At 50.8% G+C, this 26,636-nt stretch carries 24 protein-coding genes; 7 read left to right on the forward strand and 17 right to left on the reverse strand.

What is annotated here, in order from left to right:
• Window positions 1-4: 4 nt before the first annotated feature.
• Window positions 5-367: a histone-like nucleoid-structuring protein, MvaT/MvaU family gene (locus tag ACX3YD_RS20060; protein WP_057005160.1), complete on the forward strand. Its 363-nt coding sequence runs from the start codon at window positions 5-7 to the stop codon at window positions 365-367.
• A gap of 27 nt (window positions 368-394) precedes the next feature.
• Here ACX3YD_RS20060 and ACX3YD_RS20065 read toward each other — a convergent pair whose 3' ends face one another.
• Window positions 395-574: a hypothetical protein gene (locus ACX3YD_RS20065; protein ID WP_057005161.1), complete on the reverse strand. Its 180-nt coding sequence runs from the start codon at window positions 572-574 to the stop codon at window positions 395-397.
• Window positions 575-1,148: 574 nt separating this feature from the next.
• Between ACX3YD_RS20065 and ACX3YD_RS20070 the strand changes: the two genes are divergently transcribed.
• The gene (locus tag ACX3YD_RS20070; RefSeq protein WP_057005162.1) at window positions 1,149-1,661 is read left to right on the forward strand and encodes an antirestriction protein ArdA; all 513 of its coding nucleotides are present in this window, start codon (window positions 1,149-1,151) and stop codon (window positions 1,659-1,661) included.
• Window positions 1,662-1,815: 154 nt separating this feature from the next.
• On the opposite strand, the gene ACX3YD_RS20075 is transcribed toward ACX3YD_RS20070, so the two are convergent.
• Window positions 1,816-2,400 carry a recombinase family protein gene (locus ACX3YD_RS20075; protein ID WP_057005163.1) on the reverse strand — a complete coding sequence of 195 codons (585 nt, stop codon included), beginning with the start codon at window positions 2,398-2,400 and terminating at the stop codon, window positions 1,816-1,818.
• 297 nt (window positions 2,401-2,697) lie between these two features.
• Here ACX3YD_RS20075 and ACX3YD_RS20080 point away from each other — a divergent pair, with 297 nt between their 5' ends.
• Window positions 2,698-3,552, forward strand: a complete 855-nt coding sequence (locus tag ACX3YD_RS20080; protein ID WP_057005164.1) for a hypothetical protein — start codon at window positions 2,698-2,700, stop codon at window positions 3,550-3,552.
• Between the two features lie 6 nt (window positions 3,553-3,558).
• Here ACX3YD_RS20080 and ACX3YD_RS20085 read toward each other — a convergent pair whose 3' ends face one another.
• The 6 genes from ACX3YD_RS20085 to ACX3YD_RS20110 all read right to left on the reverse strand — a co-directional run bounded on the left by ACX3YD_RS20085 (window position 3,559) and on the right by ACX3YD_RS20110 (window position 8,887).
• Entirely contained in the window at window positions 3,559-4,359 is an 801-nt protein-coding gene (locus ACX3YD_RS20085; protein WP_090473879.1) for a hypothetical protein, read from the reverse strand.
• 118 nt (window positions 4,360-4,477) lie between these two features.
• The gene (locus ACX3YD_RS20090) at window positions 4,478-4,798 is read right to left on the reverse strand and encodes a hypothetical protein (RefSeq protein WP_454865466.1); all 321 of its coding nucleotides are present in this window, start codon (window positions 4,796-4,798) and stop codon (window positions 4,478-4,480) included.
• Between the two features lie 39 nt (window positions 4,799-4,837).
• On the reverse strand, window positions 4,838-6,664 hold the full coding sequence (locus tag ACX3YD_RS20095) for a metallophosphoesterase family protein (protein WP_159439516.1): 1,827 nt from the start codon (window positions 6,662-6,664) through the stop codon (window positions 4,838-4,840).
• A 345-nt stretch (window positions 6,665-7,009) separates the two neighbouring features.
• The gene (locus ACX3YD_RS20100) at window positions 7,010-7,588 is read right to left on the reverse strand and encodes a TerY-C metal binding domain-containing protein (protein WP_057005167.1); all 579 of its coding nucleotides are present in this window, start codon (window positions 7,586-7,588) and stop codon (window positions 7,010-7,012) included.
• The gene (locus ACX3YD_RS20105; RefSeq protein ID WP_057005189.1) at window positions 7,579-8,202 is read right to left on the reverse strand and encodes a J domain-containing protein; all 624 of its coding nucleotides are present in this window, start codon (window positions 8,200-8,202) and stop codon (window positions 7,579-7,581) included. The genes ACX3YD_RS20100 and ACX3YD_RS20105 overlap by 10 nt, the downstream gene beginning before the upstream one ends.
• Window positions 8,195-8,887 (reverse strand): hypothetical protein, encoded by a 693-nt coding sequence (locus ACX3YD_RS20110; RefSeq protein ID WP_057005168.1) that lies wholly within the window; start codon window positions 8,885-8,887, stop codon window positions 8,195-8,197. The genes ACX3YD_RS20105 and ACX3YD_RS20110 overlap by 8 nt, the downstream gene beginning before the upstream one ends.
• A 104-nt stretch (window positions 8,888-8,991) precedes the next feature.
• Between ACX3YD_RS20110 and ACX3YD_RS20115 the strand changes: the two genes are divergently transcribed.
• Both ACX3YD_RS20115 and ACX3YD_RS20120 read left to right on the forward strand, forming a co-directional pair.
• Window positions 8,992-9,819 carry a hypothetical protein gene (locus ACX3YD_RS20115; RefSeq protein WP_057005169.1) on the forward strand — a complete coding sequence of 276 codons (828 nt, stop codon included), beginning with the start codon at window positions 8,992-8,994 and terminating at the stop codon, window positions 9,817-9,819.
• Between the two features lie 33 nt (window positions 9,820-9,852).
• Entirely contained in the window at window positions 9,853-10,263 is a 411-nt protein-coding gene (locus tag ACX3YD_RS20120) for an ankyrin repeat domain-containing protein (protein ID WP_082643869.1), read from the forward strand.
• A 360-nt stretch (window positions 10,264-10,623) separates the two neighbouring features.
• Here ACX3YD_RS20120 and ACX3YD_RS20125 read toward each other — a convergent pair whose 3' ends face one another.
• Window positions 10,624-11,667: a hypothetical protein gene (locus tag ACX3YD_RS20125; protein ID WP_057005172.1), complete on the reverse strand. Its 1,044-nt coding sequence runs from the start codon at window positions 11,665-11,667 to the stop codon at window positions 10,624-10,626.
• A gap of 237 nt (window positions 11,668-11,904) precedes the next feature.
• Window positions 11,905-13,479 carry a type IV secretory system conjugative DNA transfer family protein gene (locus ACX3YD_RS20130; protein ID WP_234427155.1) on the reverse strand — a complete coding sequence of 525 codons (1,575 nt, stop codon included), beginning with the start codon at window positions 13,477-13,479 and terminating at the stop codon, window positions 11,905-11,907.
• A gap of 226 nt (window positions 13,480-13,705) precedes the next feature.
• Here ACX3YD_RS20130 and ACX3YD_RS20135 point away from each other — a divergent pair, with 226 nt between their 5' ends.
• Entirely contained in the window at window positions 13,706-15,202 is a 1,497-nt protein-coding gene (locus ACX3YD_RS20135) for a hypothetical protein (protein WP_057005173.1), read from the forward strand.
• 553 nt (window positions 15,203-15,755) lie between these two features.
• Here the strand turns inward: ACX3YD_RS20135 and ACX3YD_RS20140 are convergent.
• The 7 genes from ACX3YD_RS20140 to glcD form a co-directional block, all read right to left on the reverse strand.
• Entirely contained in the window at window positions 15,756-17,009 is a 1,254-nt protein-coding gene (locus ACX3YD_RS20140; RefSeq protein ID WP_057005174.1) for a malic enzyme-like NAD(P)-binding protein, read from the reverse strand.
• 67 nt (window positions 17,010-17,076) lie between these two features.
• A complete protein-coding gene (locus ACX3YD_RS20145; protein WP_057005175.1) occupies window positions 17,077-18,762 on the reverse strand; it encodes a lactate permease LctP family transporter in 1,686 nt (561 codons plus the stop codon).
• Between the two features lie 322 nt (window positions 18,763-19,084).
• Complete coding sequence (locus ACX3YD_RS20150) at window positions 19,085-21,262, reverse strand: malate synthase G (protein ID WP_057005176.1); 2,178 nt, start codon at window positions 21,260-21,262, stop codon at window positions 19,085-19,087.
• An 86-nt stretch (window positions 21,263-21,348) separates the two neighbouring features.
• Window positions 21,349-21,750, reverse strand: coding sequence for a heme-binding protein (locus tag ACX3YD_RS20155; RefSeq protein ID WP_082643870.1), 402 nt, complete (start codon window positions 21,748-21,750; stop codon window positions 21,349-21,351).
• Between the two features lie 10 nt (window positions 21,751-21,760).
• The gene (glcF, locus tag ACX3YD_RS20160; RefSeq protein ID WP_082643871.1) at window positions 21,761-22,978 is read right to left on the reverse strand and encodes a glycolate oxidase subunit GlcF; all 1,218 of its coding nucleotides are present in this window, start codon (window positions 22,976-22,978) and stop codon (window positions 21,761-21,763) included.
• 7 nt (window positions 22,979-22,985) lie between these two features.
• Window positions 22,986-24,038: a glycolate oxidase subunit GlcE gene (glcE, locus tag ACX3YD_RS20165; protein WP_082643872.1), complete on the reverse strand. Its 1,053-nt coding sequence runs from the start codon at window positions 24,036-24,038 to the stop codon at window positions 22,986-22,988.
• On the reverse strand, window positions 24,038-25,537 hold the full coding sequence (gene glcD, locus ACX3YD_RS20170) for a glycolate oxidase subunit GlcD (protein ID WP_057005179.1): 1,500 nt from the start codon (window positions 25,535-25,537) through the stop codon (window positions 24,038-24,040). The genes glcE and glcD overlap by 1 nt, the downstream gene beginning before the upstream one ends.
• Before the next feature lie 248 nt (window positions 25,538-25,785).
• Between glcD and glcC the strand changes: the two genes are divergently transcribed.
• Entirely contained in the window at window positions 25,786-26,559 is a 774-nt protein-coding gene (glcC, locus tag ACX3YD_RS20175; protein ID WP_057005191.1) for a transcriptional regulator GlcC, read from the forward strand.
• Window positions 26,560-26,636: the final 77 nt, after the last annotated feature.

Consider the following 26,636-nt stretch of genomic DNA (forward strand, 5'->3'; position numbering starts at 1 on the left):
TACAGTGTCAAAATTGGCGGAATTTCGGGCAGCTGAACGCGAGCTCCAAGAACAACTTGCTCAACTCGAAGCATTGAAAACCAATGCCGGGTTGAAGAAGGAAATCGAGTTTGAAGAAAAACTGACGAGCCTGATGCAGTCCTATGGCAAGGGCTTAAAGGACGTGATTGCCATCCTTGATCCTGCCCCCGCTGGCCGTAAGGTGGAGAAGTCCTCAGGCGCGCATCGGCGTCCGCGCGTATTGAAGCGCTACAAAAATCCTCACAGTGGCGAAGTGGTGGAAACCAAGGGCGGCAATCACCGTGTTTTGAAAGACTGGAAAGCACAATACGGGGCTTCCACGGTGGAATCCTGGCTCCAGGCCTGATCGGCCAAGCTCGTTTGTAGATAAGGCTCAAGGGCGCAATGCCCTTGAGATCATGACGCGGTGGATATTTTCCAGCGAGGCCAGAGCATTCTGATGCTCCAGGCTTTCCCGGTCACCGCGTACTGCGACATTGAAGACCTCCCGGTACAGCACGCGCAGTTCGCTTTCAGATTTTGTGGCCAGTTCAAAGATCGTTATCAGTTTCATTTCATGTCTCCACCGTCTTTCGGCCACCCTTCGCGGCCTTGTGACGCTGTGCCAGCACAGGCGTCGTCCACGCAGCACCCCAACTGGGCCGTAACGCGAGAGAAGGAGTCATTTATGACTTGCTGCTGGAGGAGACGACGGCAGTGCTACAGGTCAAACAAAAGGACGCGAGGCGTGCCGTGAGGTGGAAAGAGAAGTGATCTCTCTGATAGCGACATCAGAAGTGGAAAAAATATTGGCGAATCTGACGGCGTTCGCCGCCTGACCGGGCTCTAAGCGCTATGCGCTCCGGGTCAATGGAAGCCTTGTCCCGGCCATCCGGTGACGATCCCTTCGCAAGAACGAAAAGCCGCTAAGGGGTGCTGCCCCTGGCGCAACGCAAGGGTGAAGCTTTGCCCCGATGAACGGTATCCCCAGCCTTCCGCACCCATAAAAAAGCATGGGTTTGTGCAGGCCGGGTGATCCCCCTCCCTTCACCGAGCCCTTGCGTTTTACCTCCCCGGTCTCGCCGACGGGCAGGGGTGCATGTGCGACCTCACGCACAGCACCCGAAGCCCTTAAAGGAGCCAAGACCATGACCACCGAACCCAGAATTTACGTTGCAGACCTGGCCGCCTATAACAGCGGATACTTTCACGGCGTTTGGATCGACGCTACATTGGACGCGTCAGACATTCAGGATCAAATCAACGCCATGCTGGCGCAATCGCCGGTCGGGGACGCGGAGGAATACGCGATTCACGACTACGAAGGTTTTGATGGTTACAGCCTTGGCGAATACGCGGGGATTGACGCTGCGCATGAGGCCGCCTGTTTTATCGAAGAATTCCCGGCGTTCGGCGGGGCTCTGCTGGATCAGTTTTCCAGCGTTGAGGAGGCCCGGAAAGCAGCCGAGGAGGATTATTGCGGCAGCTATGAATCGCTGGCGGATTACGTGCAGGAGCTCACTGAGGAAACCACGGAGATTCCCGAAGTGTTGCGCTATTACATTGACTACGAAGCCATGGCCCGTGACATGGAGTTGAACGGCGACGTGTTCATCATCGAGGAGGGATACAAAACGGTGCATATATTTTGGAATCGTTAACCTTGGGCGCTTAATCACAATGTCGAAATATAATCCGTCCCCGCATCCCCACAGGGGCGCGGCATGTTGAGGTCTTTGTCGGGCAATCAACGGACCGCACCGATTTCATCAGGTTACCTACTTCCGAGCAGGCGAGCGCCGTCCGAAAATGTGGTCAAACTTCAGGCATTGGCCGCCTTGTCCCTGACCTGATCTTCGCTACGGCCCGCCAGACAGTGGTCTTACTGACCTGCATGCGGGCAGCAATGACCTCCAGAGGCATGTCGTCGCAAATTGCCATGCGCTGAACGGTCAATTCCTGGCTCGGTGTCAGGGCCGCAGGCCGTCCCGGTTTGCGACCTCTTCGTTGAGCGGCTAGCATCCCAGCCTTCGTCCGCTCGGAAATTAATGCTCGTTCAAATTCCGCCACAGCGCCCGTGATGTGAAATACAAGCTTGCCTGCTGGCGTCTGGGTGTCGATTTGATCGGAAATTGACCAGAAACCAATTCCCCGCCGCTCGAGCTTCCCAAGGGTCTTGATGAGGTCTTGCAACGAGCGGCCTAAGCGGTCGAGCTTCCAGACAACCAGCACGTCACCGTCGCGCAGGGTGCGCAGGGCCGCATGGAGAGCCGGGCGACGTGTGAGGGCGCCGGATTTCTTCTCTTCAAAGATGCGCTCGCACCCGGCCTGTCGCAGGGCTTCGATTTGCAGGTCAAGAAGCTGGTCTTCTGTCGATACACGGGCGTACCCGATCTTCATGGTTCTGCCTTTCCCGCAGGCAGGCACCGCTGTCAAAAGGAGGGTCACACAGCCGCACTTACTGTTGTTCCGCAAAGGAACCTTTAAGGACTCTATTCACGAGATCTCAAAGAGTCAATTGCTACTGAGACTCCGCACGCAACTACATACAGGCAGCACCAGGTTTCAAAAGGGTTCGTTTTCGGAACGTCATATTTAGTTCCCCTGGTGAGCCCCTGTGATGCCCATGGCGGAATCCCGAGTGCATACCGGCGCATGCAACGCATCACCTTCTCTTTCGATCAAGGAGTCCCGGATATGACGACTTTGAAGATTCAGGCGATGCAGCGAGGGCAGGGGGCGTTTCCCTCCATGGACAGCCAGGAACGACTTCCATTTTCGAGTGACGACGCGATGTGCTTGGCTTCACCAGGAGGGCGGCGATGCGGTATCGCGCCACCTATTTCACGAGTGCTGAAATACCTTCCTCTTTCGCTGGCTTTCGCAACCACTTGCGTTTACGTCGGTAACGCCAACGCCGCCGATATCGGCGATTGCGACACACCTGAAGCAATGACCGCTCGCCTCAAGACCGAGGGCCAGCATTCGGTGGCGTCTGCGCAGATGATTGCGCCGGACAAGCGCCTGTTCGGAATGATCTTCACGATGAGCGATGACCGGAAAGTCGGCTATATCCTGAAGGCAGACCAGCCGCTGGGGGATAGGGCGGGGCAGATTTGCATTTATGAGCGACTGGCGGACATACGGCTATATGACGCCCGCTCAGCGGGAATACCCAATGCGGCACTTCTGAAAGCCCCAGATGAGGACGCTGTTGCGAACTGCAAACGTCTCCAACTAGCGGGGAAATTTCCGCAGGGAAACTGTTCTTCGCTGAATCAAGTTCTTCATCGCGTCGAGCCGCTTGGAGAGCGGGTCATGATTCAAGGCTTCACTGTTGCGAAGGGCCCATCAGGCATCTACCAGCCCACCAGCGGTGTGGTAACGGTTTCGGGCAATGTCAATGGAAGTATCAATGACGATCCCGCGCATCCGTCACGTGGTATCGTTGGCGGCATCGCCTACAGCTCGTTGCCCGACGGGGCAACGATCCTCAATGCGACCTTAGCCTATCCGAGGTACACCGAGTACGGGCTTGCTGCATTGAAATGATCTCTGCTACAGGTTGAGGCCGGTAGCAGTGATCTCGGGCGCTGGCGGCGCTGAAGGCGCGGAGGCTGGCCGGACGACGGGTGGAGCGACCGCTGCAAAGGCAGTACCCAAGTCTTTCGCGGACTGGAATGGGGATTTGCGATCCTCATCAAGGGCCGATGCTGCGGACACTGCTGCGCGAGCCTGATCCGCCGAGGCCGATGGCGTGTTGCCTTTGTCAAGATGGTTCTGAGCGGTGGCGGCATCAATCGCCTTTCCCACGCGCGACCGATCCAGCTTGTGTTCTTCTTCAGTTTCCTCTGGAGTTAACGTCCCACGCCCGCGCTTGTCTTCGAGCTCTTTCTTGCGCCGGACGCTCGCCTTGAACTCGTCCTTCTCGTCCTCACGGATAAGGCCCTTGCGAACGGCCCAGTCAGCATAGGCATCGGCGTTGTCGATGACATTCTGGCGGGCAGTCTGTGCCTGCGCGTTCGTCATCTGGACACCGCCGACCGTGGTCATCTCTGTGTTCCAGCGGGCGAGGTTGGCCAACTCACGCGCTTCGCGCTCTTCTTTACGTTTTTGTTGATCGTGTAGCGCATGTTGCTGCGCGTTCGGGTTCACCGTCATACGGCTGGCTGAGAAGACGGCCTTGCCCGTCGAAGCCTGCGCCCCGAATAGGGTTTTCGAGATGTCGTGAAGATCGTTTTCGGGAACGCCGGGGTCCGCATCGGCGAAATTCGGCAGATCACTACGCCGATCTACCACAGGTTCCCTTGCTCCCGCAAGGGAACCACGAAAACCTGAACCTGGCTCTTGCTCTGTCATGAACCACTTCCCATAACACTTATCAAAACATCCAGCAGCCTTGGATTGCAGGGGCCGGATATAGGTAGTTTATGGGAATAAGATTAACAAGTTCTTAACTCAGGCGGCCTGAATAGTGTTAGGTATTTCCAGGAGGTTTAATAGAGCTATGTGTGGCCCTGTGCAAGTTAGCCAAGGTATCCTCTAAAGATGGACAAGGATGTGACAGTAGGTATGCGCTCATCTCAGTAGTTCTTGCCCGGGCGATTTTCTCGAAATCCGATCTTGTAAACTTGTTGTAATCCCATTCGCCTTGGCCTCGCTTAATCGATGGGCAAGGGTGTGACAGCAGATATGCGCTCATTTCAGCAGTTCCAGCTCGGGCGATTTTCTCGAAATCTGCTCGAGTAAATTTGTTGTAATCCCATTCATCTTGGTCTTGCTTATTTGATTTGGGCATTTAAATATCCTCATTGTTTAAGTTGCTTTAATGATTACCTTAAATTAAACCGCCAATCAAGTTTAGTATGGGGCTTAGAAAAATCTCCAACTCCGCAAAATAGGTGTTAACATTATGTGAATTAAGATTCGAAGTTAGATCGTTGTCCCTCATGATCTCTACATTAACTACTCCTGCCGGTGACTCATAGCCTCCGCAAAAAACTGGAAAGCAAATTAAAAATCTGTAGTCTCCATTTTCAATTTCATTCAGAATCTCTGATCGAACTGCATTTGGGATTTTGCTGTTAGAAAAATCAATTCTGTCGCAGTCAAGTGTCACCCTCTTTTTCTGGAGGAATGCACGCGGAGCCCCAGGTAGAATGCGCAAAAGTGCGCCACTTTTAGAATGAAGTTCTACTGGTAAAGAAAAGCCTTTTCCACTACATCTATAAACTTTGTCTTTGCTGACTTCCAAAGGAGTTAGTATGTGTGAATATTGTTTTGCTCCGAAGACGAAGCGCAGCGAGGTGTCTTCCGATAAATACCTATCCTCCCAAGGGCGCGCTTTCATGACATTTGCTCTCGCGATGGGACGGTCACTATTCAGCCAATTCCCACTAATATCACAAACAGTGTCTAACAGCCCACGAAGCACATTTTTTCTGTCGGCGCTCGGCTCAGCACCGTCAAAACCCTTCTTCGCCTCACTTCTCATAAGAATTTGGTAGTTTCTAATTTCGACGCTAGCCTGCACCGCAAATAAGCGAGCCTTTATTCGATAGAGGTCCTCAAAGGAGTTATTTGTCTTGGCGGGTTCTAATCTTCTAACTGGCAGTGCATTAGTTCCACCATCCTCTAGTAGTTTATATCCACCATCACCCGAGTGTGGAGTTATGGCTGGATTTACACCTTGGTGAATGACTGCCAGATACGGCCATTGCCGAAAAGTTGCAAGCCCTCCGCTTTTTTCGATGCGAATTAGGCTGTAACCATTAATTCTTTTTTCTTTTTTTTCACCTGAGGGTGCTTCAAAATGCTCCATGCCAAAAAGCGATGGAGCCTGGATGGAAAATCGCTCCTGCGCTCCGCCATATGATTCTCCAGAAGATAGTGGAATATGCATGTGGCCAAATGCGTGAAATAAAATTTCACCAGAGCGATGAACATCCCGCAGGAAAAATGCCTTCGAATCAGCATCAAGCCAGTTTAATGGGTGATGAGTGGCCAATATGACTGCATCATGCGAGCGGCACCATTCCCGAGGCGTAATATTGCCCGAAGCGTCCTTTTGTGTGAATATTGAATGGTATTGTGGAGAGGTTAATCCTAGCTGGCCTTCTGTTAGAGAATCTTTGAAATGCAAATGAGCTGTGTTCAGCCCAATTACACCTAATTTGAGACCGTTCATTTCTACAGTTGCGGCAAAATCGCCAGGTATATCGCCATACAGGATTTTTGACGGATGTTTTTGCCGCTTCCACCATGTGTCATAGTTCTTAAACCAACCTCCCAGTGTTACGGAGTAATTACTCCAAAATTTGGATCTTTCCGATCGAAAATCTTTTAAAACCGCTTCGGTAATCTGCGCTTTGTTATCTGGCCGGGACATGTCGTGGTTTCCCGGTACTGCCAATATTGGGCAGGTTAGATCTAGTTTTCCTCGAAGTTGTTCTATTTTTTTATCAAGTTCGGCATACTGCGTCGAAGTGCCAGAAAAAACCAAATCACCAGTAAAAAGAATCAGATCAACTTTCTGACTTTTAGACGACTGAAGCGCTGCCTTTACGCTATCAACAAAAAGATCCTCGAAACTCTCCCAGTGAGTGCAGACCCCTTCCTGTCCCCAATGAAGATCGCTTAGATGCAGAACGCAAATCGCATTCACTTCGCCTCCTTTATATCCGCATTGAATACGCGGGGGCGCTTTTCATCGCGGAACGGCATGTACTCGACGTTCGTCACACCAATCACGTCTTCAGAATAGCGCATATAGGCGTAAGTCAAGGTATTGAGCAGGCGCGGGTGATCCCGAAAATTTCAGCCTCGCGTGCAGTTAGATAGTCCCAGGTCGTTTTAGCATTGGTGAGGTTGTAGTCGCGCTCTACCACCACTGGCTCGCGGTTGGCCTCTTCTACAAGTTCGCAGTACCGGACGAAGGGGCGCGGTGAGCACTTCTCATAGGGACTGCTGTCCGGGCGATTCAGCCTGAGCCCTGCCACTTTAGATGACCCTATCCAGGCCTGTGGGGCAGGGCCGGTCGGCCTGTCGGTTTTGCCAGCAGTTGTTGATCCGTTTGTGAACTTGCCTGTTGCCCGGGTTTTCCGCATGAAACCTCCAGGCTGATCCCGCTGCTGACCACACGTGCGCTGTGCTCACAGACCGGGCAGGTCATCCTCGGTTGACTGCCAATGCAAGACAGGTTGCCGCAACGGGGACACAGCACCACCTCAGGGTTATCGCAGTGCGGGCAGCCCTGATAGTTGCCCAGCAGCAACGCACGCATATCCAGATCATTGTGCACGGCTTGAGTGCCCCCTTGCGCGGACGCGGGCGCATTGCGGCGCGAGATCACGTCGGTGATTTCCGCGCCTTTCTCGTGCAGTTTCAGGATCAGAAGAGCCGAGGCTTGCGGCACCTTGGAGCAATAGAGAATCCGTTCGCCATGCGATGGTTCCTGCATGGTGATCCTGGTATTGGGAATGGACGCGGCCTCGGGTACAGAAAGCTGCTTGCGGTTGAACGCTGCCAGTTCCTGTCGGGCCTTCTCCAACAAGCTCAGGGGCTTGTTTTGCTGTCTGGTTATGTCCATTTTCTTGCCCTCTTGATGTAGTCAACGGCATCGTTGACCTGCTGCATGAACACCTGATTGGGAAACGCTTTATCCGGGTGCAGAATCGCCGCTAGCTCGCGATGTCGGCTTTTAAGCATCGTCTTGTCGAGCGGCGTACTTTCCGAGAAACCCAGCACTTCGAGCGCCTGCGCATAACCGCTTTTTTCTGGTGCAGGTTTTTCTGGTTTCGGTGGCGGCTCTTCTTCACCCAGCATGTGGCGTTTGAATTGCCCGAAGGTTGCGAATTCCTGGCGTCCGTACTTCCAGAACAACTGACGCAGCTTTACGTACTGGCCAACGGCGCGGGACAAATTCCTGCCCGCGAGGAAGCAAGGCTGATAAAAGAACATCCATGTGCCCCAAACGATGTTGAAAACCAGCGACAGGAATCCGATGACGAAAGCTTTCAGATAACGGCCCGTCCAGCTGGAGCCCTTTATGAGAAGACGCACCGTGAAGTCGATGAAGATCAAAGACTGCCGGAAGATCGCCCCAACCATCCACATCAGGAAGTTGAAAGCGATACAGGCGACGATGATCCCGCCACCTGCGGCGGCCACGATTTTTAAGTAGGGGTAGATTTGGTTAAACATCATTAAGTCCTCCAGGGGAGTGAGGCCATTCCCCATCGATGTGGGGGTTCTTTCCTGCTCCGACGCGTTTCGCCTCGGCATCAAGGATCTGGTCGCAATGCTGCAAACGGGCAACGATGGCTGCCGCCTGCTGTCTGCCATATACGGTCATGAGATCGATGCGGTGACCCGCATACACCAGAACGACATGGAAGGAATCACCGTAATAAATGGGCGGTTGCAGGACCTGGCCGTTCGCTGCCGCTTTACGGGTGGCTAAGTCATGACACCGCTGTTCATGTTCAGCTTCGTCATGCGGCAGCAGCACAAAACGATGCTCGATGCGGCGGTCGTAGCTCTCCCAACCCGACAAACGTCTGACCTTGGCCTGGTCCATTCTCAGTTCGATCCGGGTGGTTACCCGGCACGCTTCCAGCGTCACCCAGCGCAACAGGTAATATCCGAGCACCGTCACCCCAATTGCCGCCACCAGGTCCTGCAGATACAGATGACGCTCCTGGAGCAGGGGGATGAAATTGACCGCCGCCAGCCCCAGCCCGATGACGGAACTGATCCCATTCGCCAGCTTGGCCCGAATAGGGGTCAGCTCGCGCGGCGTAACCTTGAACGACAGCAGACCGGCTTCGTCGGTCGTTTGCCTGGTGGGGGGACGCCCTGTAAGTGGGCTTTTCATCGGAGAGTTCATGGCAACGTCCTCAACTGATTGCGTTAGGAGCTACGCTGACACAATGGTCAATGAAGCTTTCCTCGCTGGTTCCTCGCGCCCATTGCGTTTGAAGGGGAAGGGATATGGATGTTGAAGAGATCGAATTTACTGAGTGGCAAATCGATGAAATTCGGAACGCGTTGAATTACTACAGGATTACGAAGACCAGTAATGGACAACAAATTTCATGGGAGCAGGTGCGTGATGAAATAATTTATTCCGATGTGAATCGCGAAAAATACGAATTGGATGACAAAGAGCTTGAGTTTAAATCGGAGTCGTTACGCCGCTTCGCGGCTGGAACAAATGTTTTAAAGCAAACAAAATTAAAAGATGTAACGCGATTTTTAATTGATGACGGACTTTTAAAGCTGAGTGATCTTGAAGAGGTTGACGTTTATCTTAAGGGGATGTTGGCCGCCCATAAATATTTGGCTGCAAGTTCTGAATCCTCAAATGATTTTATCATGAATGTCGAAGGTACTTATTCGGCGTGCCTTGAAAGCATCGGCGGAATGTGGGAGACTTTTACACTTCGCATTATTGCTGATCCGTCTGGAAGATTCGTGCGAGTAGCAGAAATGTATGAGGTCAGTGCGCACAACATATTTGAATTAAATACCCTAAAGGCGCGTGACGCCTATACAACAATACGCGAGCATAGAACCGGCTACGGATTTGCAGTTACGGAAGATAATTGTCTTCATGTATTTTTAAGTGAGAATAGCCCAGTTCCCAGTGCAGCTTATGTCCAGACTGGATGGCTCAGTAGCGACTATCCTATTCTCGATATATGCCTCCTGCGGCATGGGCTAAGACATTTACCTACTCGTCATTATCTGGCACACCCCGATGGGTCGACCCAGCTATTTAATGCATTTAAATTTATTCCGACGGGCCTTCCAGTTTAAGGCTGCAATATTTAATCGATACTCGGGAAAATCATGAAAGACTTAAAGAAAGAACATGCGGAATTGCAACGAGATTTACCACGGAGAAGATTCTACAGTGGGTATGAGGGCGGTGGCTCACACATGACTCTTATCAATTGCGTTAAGCGCGGATATGCTAGGAGCGCCAAGTTGCGCATAGACGAAGATGATGTGAATGTTAACGAACAGGATGAGCTTGGTATGACTGCACTTCATTACGCAGCAGCTTTCGGTGCTCGTCAGTGCGTCCGAATTTTGGTCAGCAGCGGTAAGTGCGATTACCTTATAAAAGATCATTGTGGGCGCTATGCCTCCGAGTTGGCTTTTTCTTGCGGAAAAGATTACGCGGTAGGTGTGCTTCTATCAAAAAAACAGATTAAACAAGCCTTTCAACAAGGCGTTCCTAGCTGGGATAAGTCCTAAAGGCATTACAGGTAGAGAGTTGTCTGTCCTCTCAGTTAGTTTGGCATTTATTTGCAAGTATAATATTTGTCTTGACAGCTTTTTTATAAATGAATATTGTTAAATTCTTGCTGTGATAGTAGAGAAAATTGGAAGGGCAGTGAAATGCAGGAACCTACGCTCAAACAGAAATCAGAAATGGTCAAAGAAGTGAAACAGGGACTTGCCGTTTCGCTTGCATTAGCAGTTGCCTTCGCAGCATCGGTTTCTTGGATTGCGCATGAGAACAAGCAAGACACAGCCCCGGTCAAGGTTCACCTCCAGGAAACAAGGGCGCTTTCAGCCGCTCCTATCATGCGATAGCGCATTGTTTCCTTTGCGTTAGCTTGCTTCAGGTCTGAAGGCTGACCACACGGCTCCGACAAGAATCAGGAATAATGCTCCAGCCATATATACGAAGTTTGGGTCATCTGTCGGAAGTCTCCCATGCAAATAATCCAGTCCTGCGGCCAGCGGAATAAGCAGTCCATCTAAAGCCGCTATTTGCGTAGTATGCTTTGCACGCGCGAAAGCCTCCGTTATCGCCCAAGTTCCCACTGCGACGATCAGACATGCCAGAGAGAGATCGCTGACATAGCTGGGCAGCTGCTCCGACTGAAGAAGATTTAACGTTGTCGTGCTCATTCCAAGATACTTTAATATAATAGTCATTATAGGCAGCATAATAGGAAGTATGAGTATCGATGCATACGTAGTGTATGCCGTGATGCGAAGTCCATCCATGCGCTCAATCGTTACCCCGCCGACAAATTTATACGGGTACTCATTGCATCTTTCTGAGATGCGAGTGGACATTTCATTAGTGTACGCAAATCCAATTCCCGCCAAAAGAGCAGGCGCATATGATGGCAAAGCCTCGAAGAATTGCTGCCACCAACCTTGAGCCTCAGTATGATTTTTTGGATGGCTAACCGCAAACACCAGAGCTCCAATTAATATCAGTGCTATGGGGGCAGCCTGCCTTTTGATTGATGGCCACTTCTTGTTGATCATGCGAGCTGCAAAAAATTGCCAAATAGGGTGAAGAAAGAAAAATGGATATGTCAACGCTTGGGATTTTCCTCCATAAAATGCCACAGCCAAACAGGTCAGGTAAATAACCGTGATAAAACCACGGACGTATAAAATCATGTCTATATTTTTTGGTGAAAATACCAGGCCGCCACTATTCCTACGTAAAGAAAATAACCACAGAATTAGAAAGTAGACGCCGCTAGTAAAAACCAATCTGAATGCAATGTACGCTTCAATGCCAATGTTGGTTGCGATATCTCCCAGCATGCTTTCAAAATAAGCAAACAGAAATGCCGCTATCACTGCGCATGTAATTGCGACGCTTTGGTTTTTTGCAATAGACTTACTCATATATCCTCCTGCAATCAACGTCAGGTTGGACGCTCGCCATCTAACGGATCTTTCATCGCGCAGACATTGCAACGTTTTCAATCGTTGGTGCTGGGGATAATTTAATTCAGCATTACACCTACGTTACCTCTCGGGTTCCTCGCGCGACTCCGGGGGGATATCGACTTGAAAGAGTCGTAGATAAGCGATTGCGTAACAGGTATGGTCGGCTTTGCGCCGACCTCGCCCGCCACGTACTTAAAGATAAGGAGCCAGTACTCCGTCTTTCTGGTGCCAGATCACCCGCTGCAACATCATCGGATGACGTCCTGCCCAAAGAATTATCTGCCGTGTAAACGGATCGCTGCGGGAGAAATGCCGCCTGATTTCATCTGGCGTCATCAGGTCGTAAAGCTCGATGGCTTCGGACCGGCCCGATAACCCTTTTTGTTGTTGGTCCTGCGCGACTTCGCCCGTACGAGCCACTTCCACCTGCGTTTTACCGAGCAGCTTGGAAATATATTCGGTCGTCGCCATATCGTTGTTGCCAAAGAACTGCATGATCCCTGCGTTGCCCGCAAAGGTTTCCCACCGCTCGCCGTACAGAGCTTTGCCCTGGCTCCAGTCCTGAAGGATGACCCAGAGCTTCACGCCGAACGAGGCGATCAGGCCTGAAGCGGTTTCGAGTTGCTTCATGTAGCCAAGGACCGGGAACTCATCCAGACATGCCAGCACGGGGGCAGGCGGGATCGTTTTTTCCCGCTCCATCGTATCGAGCAGTTGGTTGATAAAAATCCGCATCCAGCGTCTGGCAATTTCGATCCGTGTCGCGGGGAAGCATAGATAAATGCTGACACCTGACGGTTTGCTTTTCAGCTCCGACAGGTCGAAATCATGCTCTTTCAAAACCTTGCGAAAGGCCGAGTAATCGAGAAACTTTGTATGCCGGTTTACCGTTGAGTGAACACCGGAAAGCTCTGCCCCTTTCTTGCCGTAAAAGTCGAGCGCCGCCGCCATGACGGCACTGCCAATGTCTTCTGTTTCCGCGCGGTCCTGCAGCCGGTAGCCGTTGTCCATCATCTCCTCATAGAGGAGAGGCTTTGCCTTCTCTTCATCATCTCCCGGCTCTACCCATAATGCCCGCTTGATCAGCTCCCTCACCATGATGAGGTGCCGCTCCTTGTCGTATCGAGAGTAGGTTACGACGTGAATAATCACGCCCTCGATAAAGTTCTTGGCGGACTCATCCCAGTGCGGGTCTTTCTGGTCCGCCGACTGCACGACAATCGACTCGGCAATCAGCGCGGCATCCTCAAGGAATGTTTCACTGCCTGTTTTCAGGAGGCTCATGGGGTTGTACGAGGCGCGGTATTTCGCGGCTGCTTTGCTGGAAACCCCGAAGGGGTCAACGACATAAATTTTCTGCCCCAAACCCGCGCGTCTGGTTGCCGTAATATCAGCCAGCTCGCCCTTGGGGTCGGTTGCCAGGATGCTGCCGGAATAGAACAGCAGGTTGCTGATCAAGCCAACCGATTTACCAGATCGGGAGCCCGCTACGGTAAGAATGTGGCGGTCATCCTCGATGCCAATGAGCTGCTTCCCCAGTGCACCGATCAGGACTTTTTTCCCTGGCTGGCGAGGGTCATACGATAGTGTGCGGCTCGCTGCGATGTCTTCGAGCTTCATCCACCGTGCCTGAGGAACCTTCTGCTCTCTTAAGGGGCGGGTAGAGTCTCCCCGCGGTACGTCCCGCATAAATTCTTTGAAAAGCTCGCTCATCACAATCACCGCTAAAAAGGCTACTGACTGCAATTCTTCCACGGCTAGTTGCACAGACTCCCTCTCGAATTCCTCCTTCCAGGGTGAAATTGCCCACCAAGTGCCCACCGGAAGCATACTTCCCGACCACCTGGTTTGCCGACTGCGGTGATGGTGCCTTCGCTCGGCATCAAGAAGCTGCCAGTAGGCGAATTACGTATGCAGAGCGACTGACTGACGCTCCCTAAAACAGGTAGAGTGCCGACATCGTAGGCTCAAAAAAAATCAGCAGGGAAGCCGCATGTTGTTAGACAAGAGCTTTGCAATCGCTCGCTCGGGTGAGCTGGTCATTCAGTGCATTGAGGCCTGTATTTATCAAAAAATTGACAAAGGGTTGCGATTGGAAGGTCATGGCATTATTAAAATTAATAGTGTTGGCTCTCTTTATATGGAGTTTGTCTGCCTAAAGTCAGAAAACTTTCCTTTTGATTTTGGCGGGAACGACTTCCCAAAAGATCTTTTTGACCCTGAGCAAGAATTATTTTTTGAATGCCTTACCTTGGATGGTGAAAAAATAGAGGCTAATGGGTTTTCATTAAAAATCACAGAGTTTAATACGTATCGCCCATTTAAATTTATAGTTGGTTTCGCGGAAATTTATAGTCAGGTGCCTTTCAACTATCCGGGCCAAAGAAAAAGCTTTTTGTGTTTTGAAGTTAATGAGCTCTCTAGGGTTCCAAAGAATAAAGGCAATACCACCACCTCAACATTAGGAGGTGAGTCTTGGAGCTTTAATCAGACAGTTCTTAAGAGTGATGAATTTGAAATTTCAATAATAGATCATAAGGAATATGTTGAAGTATATGCAAATGGTGATTTTGATGTTGATAAGCTGTTTCAGGCGCTAAGATTTTATATAGGGTTCACTTCGGGCACATTGCCACAAGCGTATGCCATGTCTAAAAGGTCCGGCTCGGAATTAACGCATTATGTCCGAAGCATTAGGAATTCAATTAAGAGTCAGTCCATTCCTCATCCAATCCCTGAAAATATTCTTATTGATGGTGTGATAGACGTCAAAAGTCACTATGATTTGTTTTTTAATATTTGGCATGTTTTAAACAATCACAATGTGTATTTTGAAAGTACCTACTCGCAGTGGAAACGTGTGTTTGCAGCGTTTAATACCGAGAGTGCACTATCAAATCTGACAATCTCAACTTCTGTTGAGGGGATTTTGATAGATATTTTTATGCCGAAGCTTGTAGAGGAGGCTAGGGATGAAGAATACGAAAAGCAAAAAATCGAGATTATTGAAAAGATAAAGGCACTTGAGATTGATCCAACGAAACGTAATACAATTATAAAGCAGGTTGCTGGGTGGGGAAACCTTTACGCGGCCAAAGCCCTGGGAATGTTGGTAGACAAGAAACTTATATCGACTGCGGAGAAAAAGGCTTGGGAAAAGTTACGCCATGCTGCCGCACATCCTAAATTCACACCTCATACGATTGAGCGCCAGATTAAGGAGTATCACAGGGTTTCGAGCTGCATCAACCTATTTAACAAGCTTGTATTGAATGTGTATTCGTATAGCGGTGCTCAGTTCGAGTTCGGTGAGGTAAGACAGCCAAAAATTGTTTTGCATGATTTGGTGAATATTTTGGGTCTTGAGAAGCAGGAAGCAAAAAATTCGGTTCCCATGAAACCTGAAATCGAAAAAGTAGAGCAGGCTGAACCTTCTCGCGGGGTGTTTGTTCAAAAGCTGAAAGAAATCTTTTCTGGCCTTTTCAAATAGAACGTATTAGGGATGTAAATGAGAGTTGTTATAAGGGCTTATTCAGCACATCATTTCACGAAGAGCCTATTTGGAGCAGTCTCCAGCCTCTCCCTCCATCATCCCTATGGCATCCGATGGGGTGACGGGAATGGTCGACCATTGGACGGGGGCGCAGATGACGACTCTCAGGTGTTGACTCCGCGGTCTGATATACCCATGAATGTCCCGTCATCGCCCATGAGCAAGAGAGTAGCTGCTAAAACGCAACGGAAGGCGCGCTCAGGCTATTCAGGGAGGGTAGCAATCCGACCCAACCTGTACTGAAAAAGCGGCAGCTATGGCCAGCATATCCGCTATATCCGCTGGCCATATATGAGCACCCCTACTCTTGGGATGCCTTTTCAATCCGACTAATTGTCTTCGTTAGTCGTCTAGCGCGGGACTGCAGCCACTGGCAGGCGGTCGTGGCTGGAATGGAAAGGCGCAGGTCTGTCACATTGATCTCGTCAGCATTGCCATAGTGGTGATAGCGACCTAACTAGCACATTAGTCAGCGACTATATTGAGTAAGTCAGAGAGGATAGTGCGAAGGGTAGGGCAATCGTGCTACACCTGAGTCGACTGCTGCTTTTGCCACGGCACTAGGTATTTCTGCGAGCAGTCGTGTATCCAGCGGCTTTGGTAAAATGTAGTTACGCCCAAATGCCATACGATCTAGATTAAACGCTTTTAAGACCTCTGCTGAAACTGGTTCTTTTGCTAGTTGACGTAGCGACTCAACGGCTGCAATTTTCATTTCCTCATTGATTATCCTCGCGCGAACATCAAGTGCACCGCGGAATATAAACGGAAATCCTAGGACATTGTTTACCTGGTTTGGGTAGTCTGAACGACCGGTCGCGAGGATCAAATCATCTCGTGTTGCGAGTGCCAGTTCTGGGTTGATTTCTGGGTCTGGGTTTGAACAGGCGAATACAACCGGCTTGGGTGCCATTGCCAGCAAGGATTCCGGTGATAGTAAGTTGGCACCGGACAGGCCCAAAAAGACGTCGGCTCCGTCCATTGCCTCCAACAACGTAAGAGGGCCACTATCGTTAATGAATTGCTCTTTGTAAATATTTAGGTCTTTACGGGCAGAGTGGATAACGCCCCTCCGATCGACCATATACATATTACTTTTTTGAGCTCCAAGACTCACTAGCAACCGCATGCAAGCGATTGCAGCTGCGCCAGCACCCAGGCAGACGATTTTCGCATTTTTCAGATCTTTACCTTGGATTTCCAAAGCGTTTAGCATGCCCGCAGCTGTCACTATAGCGGTGCCGTGTTGATCATCATGAAATACTGGAATGTTGCAAAGCTCGATGAGCGCTTTCTCGATCTCAAAGCATTCAGGTGCCTTAATATCTTCTAGGTTGATGCCGCCAAAAGTGTCGGCAATACGAACCACGGTATCAATGAAAGCATCCGAATCTTCTGCTTGAACCTCGATATCGGTTGCGTCGAGGCCAGCAAAGCGTTTGAACAACAGCGCCTTACCTTCCATAACGGGCTTGCTGGCCAGCGGGCCTAAATTACCAAGTCCAAGAATTGCCGTACCATTAGTAATTACCGCTACAAGATTACCTTTTCCAGTAAAGCGATAAACGTTCTCCGGATTTTTTGCTATCTCGCGCACGGGTTCGGCCACACCCGGGCTATAAGCTAAGGCAAGGTGAACTGCCGTATCCGCCGGTTTTGTGAGCTGTGTACCAATTTTCCCTGGTATTGGAAATTCGTGGTAATCCAAAGCGGCTTTTTTAAAGTCGAAAGTGTCGATAGTCATGTGAGGGCCTCATGGAGACAGCGCCGGACGATCCGGCGCAGGAAGTGATCGTTGAGGTTTGCGTTAATCAGTGCACCAGCATGCCAGTAAACACATAGGCTTGCGCCAGTGTGATCAAGCCGATAAATGTGGCGAAGATCAGGCTATGTTTAAGAGTGAAGCGGAAAAGATCCGATTCTTTCCCGACCAGCCCAGTTGCCGCGCAGGCGATGGCGATGGACTGAGGAGAAATCATTTTGCCCGTCACGCCTCCGCTGGTGTTGGCGGCCACTAACAGTGTGTCGTTGACCCCAATCTGATGCGCAGTTGTAGCTTGCAGAGAACCGAACAATGCATTAGATGAGGTATCTGAGCCTGTAAGGAAAACGCCTAACCAGCCTAGGAACGGTGAGAAGAAGGGGAAGGCGGCGCCAGTGCCCGCCAAGACCAATGCAAGTGTGGTAGACATGCCTGAGTAGTTAGTCACGAAAGCAAATGCCAGCACCATACCGATGGACAGAATCGGCCATTTTAATGAAACTAGCGTTTCGCCAAAAGTCACCAGCGCATTTTTCAAGCTAACTTTCAAAATGAAAGCTGAAATCACAGCGGACAGTAGAATAGCTGAACCACCAGCAGAAATAGGATCAAATTTAAAGACGGCCGTCATGGCGGTGGGGTTGGCTACTACTGGAGCAACTTTGATAATCAGTTGATCGAGGTAAGGGATTGCAATTGTAAAAACGAATTGCTCCATGGCACCGCCATGGGCAAACATTGCTTTAAAAGGTTTCAGTGTCCAGATCGTAACCAGCACCGTTAGGATTAGAAACGGTGACCATGCCTTTATGATTTCGCCTAAGCTGTAAGGTGATGGTGTTGAGTTACGTATCCCACCGAAGCCGCCCAAGACTGCGGCTCCTCCTACCGTGCCGACGATTTCGTTGCTCTCTGCCGCTTTTGGTTGCCATACTTTGAGGAACAGTGTCAACGAGACAATACTAACAAGTGCGGAGGTAATATCTGGAAGTTCAGGACCGATGTAGTTCGAAGTAAAGTACTGGGTCACAGCGAAGCTAGAACCGGCCACAAGTGCCGCCGGCCAAGTTTCTTTAATACCTTTCCATCCGTCCATAATGGCGACTAACCAGAATGGCACAATGATGGAGAGCAGTGGTAATTGTCGTCCAGCCATAGCACCAATTTTGAACGGATCGATCCCAGTTACTTGCCCAGCAACGAGGATGGGTACACCCAAGGCTCCGAAAGCAACTGGTGCGGTATTAGCTATCAAGCAAAGACCTGCAGCATAAAGGGGGTTGAAGCCTAAACCGACTAGCAAAGCACCTGTAATTGCAACTGGCGCACCGAAACCCGCAGCTCCTTCAAGAAAAGCACCGAATGAAAAGCCAATCAGGAGCACCTGAAGACGTTTATCATCTGTAATGGATAATACTGAGCTTCGGATAACTTCAAACTGGCCGCTCTTGACGGTAAGTTTGTAGAGAAATACTGCTGTAATAATGATCCATGCAATGGGCCATAGGCCATAAGCGAAACCATAACCAGCGGCAGCAAAAGCCATTTTCGCAGGCATGTCAAATGCGAATATAGCGATAATCATAGACAAAATCAGAGTTATGGTTCCCGCCGTATGCCCCTTCATGCGGAAGACCGCAAGAGCAAGGAAGAAAAAGATGATTGGAATCAGTGCAACCAGGGCTGATAGCCCAAGAGAGCCAAGCGGCGTATACATCTGTAGCCATGTGTTCATTTCATTAATCTCTAATTATTGTGTTTTTACATGGTTTCGATATTGTGCAATATATTTATTAGCAATCATCTGACTGCCTGCTATGCAGGTGTTCGATAAATTGTTTTCGTTACGTGCACTGGAAACTGAGATGTCTTAATGAGAGGTAACGTTCGACTCATGAGGCGGTTCCTTTTATTGTTGTGAACCATGTTTTTCCAGAAAGACTCCGGAATCATGTAGTAGAAGTTTCGGGGAGTCTGCGCCTATGGCGAGGCGCATACGCCCGAATCCCGGTCCATTATTAGGCCGGGGATGCTACTTTTGAATTGTGATCAAAAAATCACATTTGATTCTTGAAACGTAGACGCCAGGCGTGTAAAAGAGGCTCAGTGTATCCACTTGGCTGCACGCGTCCCTTGAATACAAGGTCTAAAGCCGCGCGGAAGGCGTATGAAGTTTCAAAGTTCACTGCCATTGGTTTATAAGCTGGGTCGCCAGAATTTTGCTCGTCGACAATCCTTGCCATGCGTTCCATGGTTGTTTGAAGCTGTTCTGTATGGATAACTCCATGATGCAGCCAGTTAGCAATGTGTTGGCTAGAAATCCGTAGGGTTGCACGGTCTTCCATAAGTGCGACGTTGTGTATGTCGGGTACCTTGGAGCAACCGATGCCTTGTTCTACCCAGCGTACGACATAACCCAATATACTTTGCGCATTATTATCCAATTCCTGTTGGATGTCCTCGGCACTCCAGTTGCGCTCGGCAGCTACTGGTGCGGTCAGCAAGTCATTGAGCAACTCTTCATGCTGGACAGTGAGGCTTAGTGTGTTCAGGCCTCGCTGTACCGCTTTGACATTTACCTGATGATAGTGGAGGGCATGTAGTACTGCTGCAGTCGGCGACGGTACCCAGGCTGTGTTTGCGCCAGCCTTTGGATGATCAATTTTTTGACGGAGCATATCTGCCATCAAGTCTGGCATAGCCCACATGCCCTTACCGATTTGTGCCTTGCCACTCATACCACACGATAAGCCTACTTGTACGTTGTTGCGTTCATAGGCTTGAATCCACGCAGTAGTTTTCATGTCGCCTTTACGCAACATCGCACCGGCTTCCATGGTCGTGTGCATTTCATCACCGGTCCGATCAAGAAAGCCGGTGTTAATAAAAGCCACCCTTGCACTAGCAGCAGCGATACATGCTTTAAGATTTACTGATGTGCGACGCTCCTCATCCATAATCCCCATCTTTAAGGTGTAGGCTGGAAGGGAGAGCAATTCTTCAACGCGGCCGAATAGCTGATTAGCGAAAGCCACCTCTGTCGGACCGTGCATCTTCGGTTTGACGATGTAAACACTACCCGTACGGGAGTTACCTTTTCGTTGGAGGTCGTGTACGGCGATTAGGCTCGTAAAAACAGTATCTAGAATACCTTCAGGTATTTCATTGTCATCGCCATCTAGAATTGCAGGGTTGGTCATCAGGTGACCAACATTACGGACGAACAGCAGCGAGCGACCTGGTAGGCTTAATTCTCCATTATCGGGGCTGCTGTACACGCGATCAGGATTGAGGCGGCGAACGATCGTCTTGCCATTTTTAATCAGGGTTTCGCTCAAATCACCCTTCATGAGGCCTAGCCAGTTGCGATAAACCTCTACTTTATCTGCAGAATCGACTGCGGCCACTGAGTCTTCACAGTCCATGATGGTTGACAGCGCGGCTTCCAACAAAAGATCCTTTACCCCCGCAAGGTCATACTTTCCGATTAGGCTGTTTGCATCGATCTGGATCTCAAAATGCAAAGCATTATTTTGGAGAAGTACCGCGTTAGGCGCAGATGGATCGCCTTGATAGCCGACGAATTTCTCGGGTTGGCTTAGGTGGCTAGAGCTGCCATCTCGAAGCTCAACAGTAAGCTGGCTGTCGACAATGTGGTAACGGAAAGCGTCGGCATGAGTGCCATTGGCGAGAGGTATAGTTTGGTCGAGGAAAGTGCGGCCGAAGCCAATGACTAGATCACCACGAATCTTGTTATAGTCCGATCCCTTTTGAGCACCGTTTTCTTCGCTGATCGCGTCTGTACCGTAAAGTGCATCGTAAAGGGAACCCCAGCGTGCGTTGGCCGCATTCAAGGCATAACGCGCATTCATAACGGGCACTACCAACTGCGGTCCCGCTTGCACTGTGATTTCAGTATCAACATTGGCTGTAGTTACCGTAACATCATCAGGCTGTGGTGCCAAATAGCCGACATCTTTAAGAAACGACTTGTAAGCGACCATGTAACGAATAGGTCCCGGATGTGCGCGGTGCCACGTATCTACCTCGTTTTGAAGGCGAACTCGCTCGGTCAATAGAGCTCGGTTCTGAGGCGCCAAGTCATGAACTAAAGAGTCGAGACCACTCCAGAACGTATCTGCAACAATGCCGGTACCTGGCAGTACTTCATCGTCAATGAAACGCTTAAAATTCTGGGCCACTTGCAGGCGCTGGCATTGCACTCTATCGATCATCTACGTTGTTCCTGATGGTGTTTCTCAGCCATTCGGCGTGAGAGTTTTTGTTACTCCCTGGCCCCAAAGCGTCAGGGTAGTTCCGCTTATGACAATGCTGTTGCTGCCGCCTTGGCAATCTGAGCATCTTGTTCGCCCTTCACACCCGATACGCCGACAGCACCTACTACGTGGCCTTCCACCACAATGGGGACTCCACCTTCTAGAGAGGTGAGTAGGGGAGCGCTAATGAAAGCTGTGCGGCCGCCGTTGACCATTTCCTCGTATCCTTTAGTTTCGCGGCGTCCGAGAGCTGCACTGCGTGCTTTTTCTGTGGCTATATAGGCACCAATTGCTGCACAGCCATCGAGGCGTTCCAGGGATAAAGGATGTCCCCCGTCGTCTACCACTACGATGGTTACTGGCCATAGATTCTGTTGGGCCTCTGCTCTACCCGCAGCGAGGATTCGTGTAACTTCCTTTTGAGTGAGTATTGGTTTGCTTTGCATGAGTCATCTCCTAATTCAGGGCTTCTTCCACTAGCTCGATCCAATGCCGCACCGGAGTGCGGCCAGCGCTCTCGAGATGTGTCTGACAGCCGATATTAGCGGTGACGATCACCTCAGGATTGCCGCTTTCGAGGGCATTCATTTTGTTGTCGCGCAATTGGCGGGATAGTTGCGGTTGGGTTATTGAATAGGTGCCCGCTGAGCCGCAACACAGATGACCATCCGGAACGTCAGTGAGGCTGAAGCCCAAACGTCTAAGCACGGATTCGACCGAGCCAGCGAGTTTCTGAGCGTGCTGCAAGGTGCAAGGACAGTGGAACGCTAAGCGTTTATCGCCATTGATATGGAGATCCTCTAATGGTTCTTCGCCCAGTACTTCCACAAGATCCTTAGCTAACGCACTTACACGTTCAGCCTTGTCTGCGTAGAGAGAATCATTTTCTAGAAGATGACCATAATCTTTAACGAAGGCACCACAACCGCTAGCGGTCTGTACTATCGCTTCTGCTCCCGCCTCAATCGCCGGCCACCAGGCATCGATGTTTTGCCGTGCACGTGAAAGGCCTTTTTCTTGGGCGTTCAGGTGATAATCAACCGCACCGCAACAGCCTGCCTCTCTAATCGGTGAGACGCTAATACCGAGGCGATCTAATACTCGCGCAGTGGCAGCATTGGTATTCGGAGATAGGGTTGGTTGCACACAACCTTCAAGCATTAATACCTGTCGCGCGTGGCGAGGTACTGGGCGAGGCTTTACCGCAGAGGCTTGGCGTGGCAGCTTGGCTTTCAAAGCCTCGGGTAAGAATGGACGGAAGATCTGACCAGCCTGTGTTAAAGCCTTGAACAGCGCTGGGCGTGGTAGCACGGCGCGCAGACTTTCGCGAAGCATCCGTTGGCCGAGGGGGCGTGGTACTTGTGCATCAACCACTGCGCGACCGATATCCAGCAGGTTGTGATATTGCACACCAGATGGACAGGTGGTTTCGCAGTTTCGACAACTTAGGCAGCGATCAAGATGCAACTGAGTTTTCGCAGTAACTTCATTGCCTTCTAAAACTTGCTTGATCAGGTAAATCCGGCCGCGTGGACCGTCCAATTCGTCTCCTAGCAATTGGTATGTGGGGCAGGTTGCAGTGCAAAAACCACAGTGAACACAGGACCGAAGAATGCTTTCAGCCTCTTCAGCGCGGGGCAGCAGTTTGGCTTGTTCGCTCAAATTCGTTTGCATGGCTCGATCAAACCTCCGCGTACATGCGACCTGGGTTAAATATTCCCAAGGGGTCGAGTTGGCTCTTAAGTCGTTGGTGATAACGAAGTAGGGGTTGCGTCAGCGGTGGAAACGGATTCGGTCCTTTGCTGTACAAAGTGGCATGACCTCCGAGCTCCATGACCACGCGGTGAATCAGCTCGCCTTCTGCGTTGGACTTAAGCCATCGTTGGGCGCCTCCCCAGTCAATTAACTGAGTTCCTGGCAAATCCAACGGTGCGGTATTGTTTGGGAGCGATAGTCGCCATAGCGGAGTGGTGTTATCAAAGAAAGCATGTCGGTGTTCGCGTAAGTCTTGCCAGAACGCGCTATTAATTTCCTCTCCGCCAAGTCGCTGACGAGAAGCTTGAACCGAGCCTTCACCGCCTTCCAAACGCAAATGCAGAGCGTGACCGTCATAGCATGCGGCACTAATTGGTATCGGTTGCTGACCCCATTCCGCGAGTTCACTAAGCGCCTCATGAACATCCATTTCGAGACGAAGGCTTAAGCACTCCCGAGGCTTGGGAAGGACCTTCAAAGAAACTTCCGTGAGCACGCCTAGGCATCCGAAGCTCCCCGCCATCAGGCGAGAAAGGTCGTAACCAGCGACGTTTTTCATAACTTCACCGCCGAAGCGCAAATGCTTACCTCGACCGGTTATTACCCGGGTTCCAAGAACAAAATCACGGACGGAGCCAGACCACGGCCGTCGAGGTCCGGACAGGCCAGCCGCCACTGCGCCGCCCAAAGTTGCACCATGACCCATATGGGGAGGTTCGCAAGGCAGCATTTGCCCGGCGGCCTCCAACACTTCCTCAATCTCAGTAAGTGTTGTACCAGCTCGCGCACTGATAACGAGTTCAGTTGGGTCATAGCTCACTATGCCGCTATGGCACCGAGTATCGAGTACCTCACCTGCTACCGGGCGACCGAGGAAAGCCTTGCTGTTGCTGCCCTGAATGCGCAGTGGAATCGCATGATTGAGCGCATGGTTGACTTGTTCTAGCAGTGTTGAAGTACTGTCTTGATCATGCTGCATCAGAAGCGCTCCAATTCAGGGAAGGGCAATTGGCCGTGATGAATATGCATGGCGCCAAATTCAGCGCAGCGATGCAGGGTCGGAATATTTTTGCCTGGATTGAGTAAGCCGCTGGGATCGAACGCTGCCTTCACCGCATGGAACAAGGTGAGTTCGTCGCTGTTGAACTGCGCGCACATTTGGTTGATCTTTTCACGGCCCACCCCGTGTTCGCCGGTGATGCTTCCACCGACCTTGACGCAGAGTTCAAGGATTTTGCCGCCGAGGGCTTCTGCACGCTCCAGCTCACCAGGTTGGTTGGCATCGAACAGAATCAGTGGATGCATGTTCCCGTCACCGGCATGGAAAACGTTGGCCACACGCAGACCATATTCCTCGGACAGATCGGCGATACCTTTAAGAACACCTGGTAACTCACGGCGCGGAATAGTGCCGTCCATGCAGTAATAATCCGGCGAGATGCGTCCGACGGCTGGAAACGCATTTTTGCGCCCGGCCCAGAACTTGACGCGTTCAGCCTCGTCGCGAGCCAAACGAACTTCGGTAGCACCGGCGGTTTCTAGTACTTCTTTAACCCGGTCACAGTCGTCCTGGACGTCTGCTTCAACACCATCCAGTTCGCAGAGCAGGATTGCTTCAGCATCTACCGGATAGCCTGCGTGGATAAAGTCTTCCACGGCACGAATGGACAAGTTGTCCATCATTTCTAGACCGCCAGGGATGATGCCTGCGGCGATGATGTTTCCTACGGCGCGGCCTGCCTTCTCGACCGAATCAAAGCTGGCCATTAATACTTTGGCCACCTGAGGTTTAGGCAGCAGCTTGACCGTGACTTCGGTAATGATACCGAGCATGCCTTCCGATCCGGTGAACAGTGCAAGCAAGTCGAAGCCCGGAGCATCTAAAGCATCGGCTCCCAGCGTCATCTTTTCGCCTTCGACCGTGAGAATGTCCAGCTTGAGTAAGTTGTGTACTGTCAGTCCATATTTTAAGCAGTGCACACCACCGGCGTTCTCGGCGACGTTTCCGCCGATAGTGCAAGCAATTTGTGATGATGGATCGGGTGCATAGTAAAGCCCATAAGGGGCTGCAGCATGAGATATGGCTAAGTTACGTACACCTGGCTGTACCCGGGCAAAACGACCATTAGGGTCGACCTCAATAATCCGGTTGAAGCGTGCCATGACTAAGAGGACGCCCTGTTCCAGAGGAAGCGCGCCCCCGGATAATCCAGTGCCCGCTCCGCGCGCGACCACCGGTACCTTACGGCGATAGCAGAGCTTGAGCAGTTCTTCGACCTGTTCAAGTCGTTCGGGTAATGCAACCAGCAAAGGCGCTGTACGGTATACAGAAAGCCCATCACATTCGTAGGGGGTGAGTTCTTCTTGAGTGTGAAGAATTTCGAGGTCAGGTAGCAGCTGTTTTAGCTCTGTGACGAGAGCTGCTTTGTCGACTTTAGGCAATACGCCGTCGAGGCGTTCATCGTACAAAATGTTCATGCCAAGGATTCACTCTGTAGCGTTTTTATTATTGCAGTCGGCCAGGGCGCCTAGAACTGCTTCTATGTCGTCCATGATTGTTCCCTGGAGGTCCACAGTCCATTGGTTTTTAACTGGTCCTACCAGTTTTTTGTGCGATCAGTGATCGTCCAGTCGCAAATATCTAGCAATGGCATAGGGTTTTCGTTATATTTTTCGAAGCGTGAAAGATTGGTTTGAACTGGTCCTACCAGTTGCTCGAGGTCAAAATGAACGAAGAAGAAGGGGCTGCTCGGCGGCCAATCAGCGAAATAGTCGCTGAGCGTATTGAACGTCTGATCGTGGATGGCGTCCTCAAAGTGGGGCAGCCCTTACCGTCCGAACGGCGCTTGTGTGAAAAACTTGGATTCTCTCGCTCTGCGTTACGCGAGGGTCTTACCGTGTTGCGCGGGCGCGGTATCATAGAGACAGCTCAGGGGCGCGATTCGCGTGTGGCTCGACTTACCGCAGAAGAGGACTCAAGCCCGCTATTTCATCTGTTCAGCTCGCAACCGCGCACTCTCTATGACCTGCTTGAGGTTCGCGCTTTGCTTGAGGGGGAGTCGGCGCGACTGGCTGCGCTACGAGGAACCGATGCTGATTTTGTTCTGCTGACTCGGCGTTACGAGGAGATGATTGCTTCCCATTCGCAGCCTGATGGGATTGCGTCGCGCGAGCATGCTCGTCTTGATCATGCCTTCCACTTGGCTGTTTGTGAGGCGTCGCATAATCCGGTTTTGGTACATACTCTGCGATCACTTACTGATTTGATGCTTAGTACCGTATTTGCTTCGGTTAATAATCTTTATCATCGACCCTTGCAGAAACGGCAAATTGACCGTCAGCACACACGAATTTACCAAGCTGTGATCGAGCGTCTGCCTGACTTGGCGCTGCGTGCGGCCCGTGACCATATTCACAGTATTCGAGATAATTTGAAGGACATTGAGCAAGAAGAGCAGCGCTTGGTGCGTGCGACAATGCGATTGGAAGGGTGGATGTAAAAGGTCATAAGGACTGATTAGGTGCAAACGCAACGAACTTAGCGAGGAAAATGACCTTCCTCAACATGACTCGCGGT

This window comes from Pseudomonas fluorescens group sp. PF-1 (assembly GCF_054481335.1).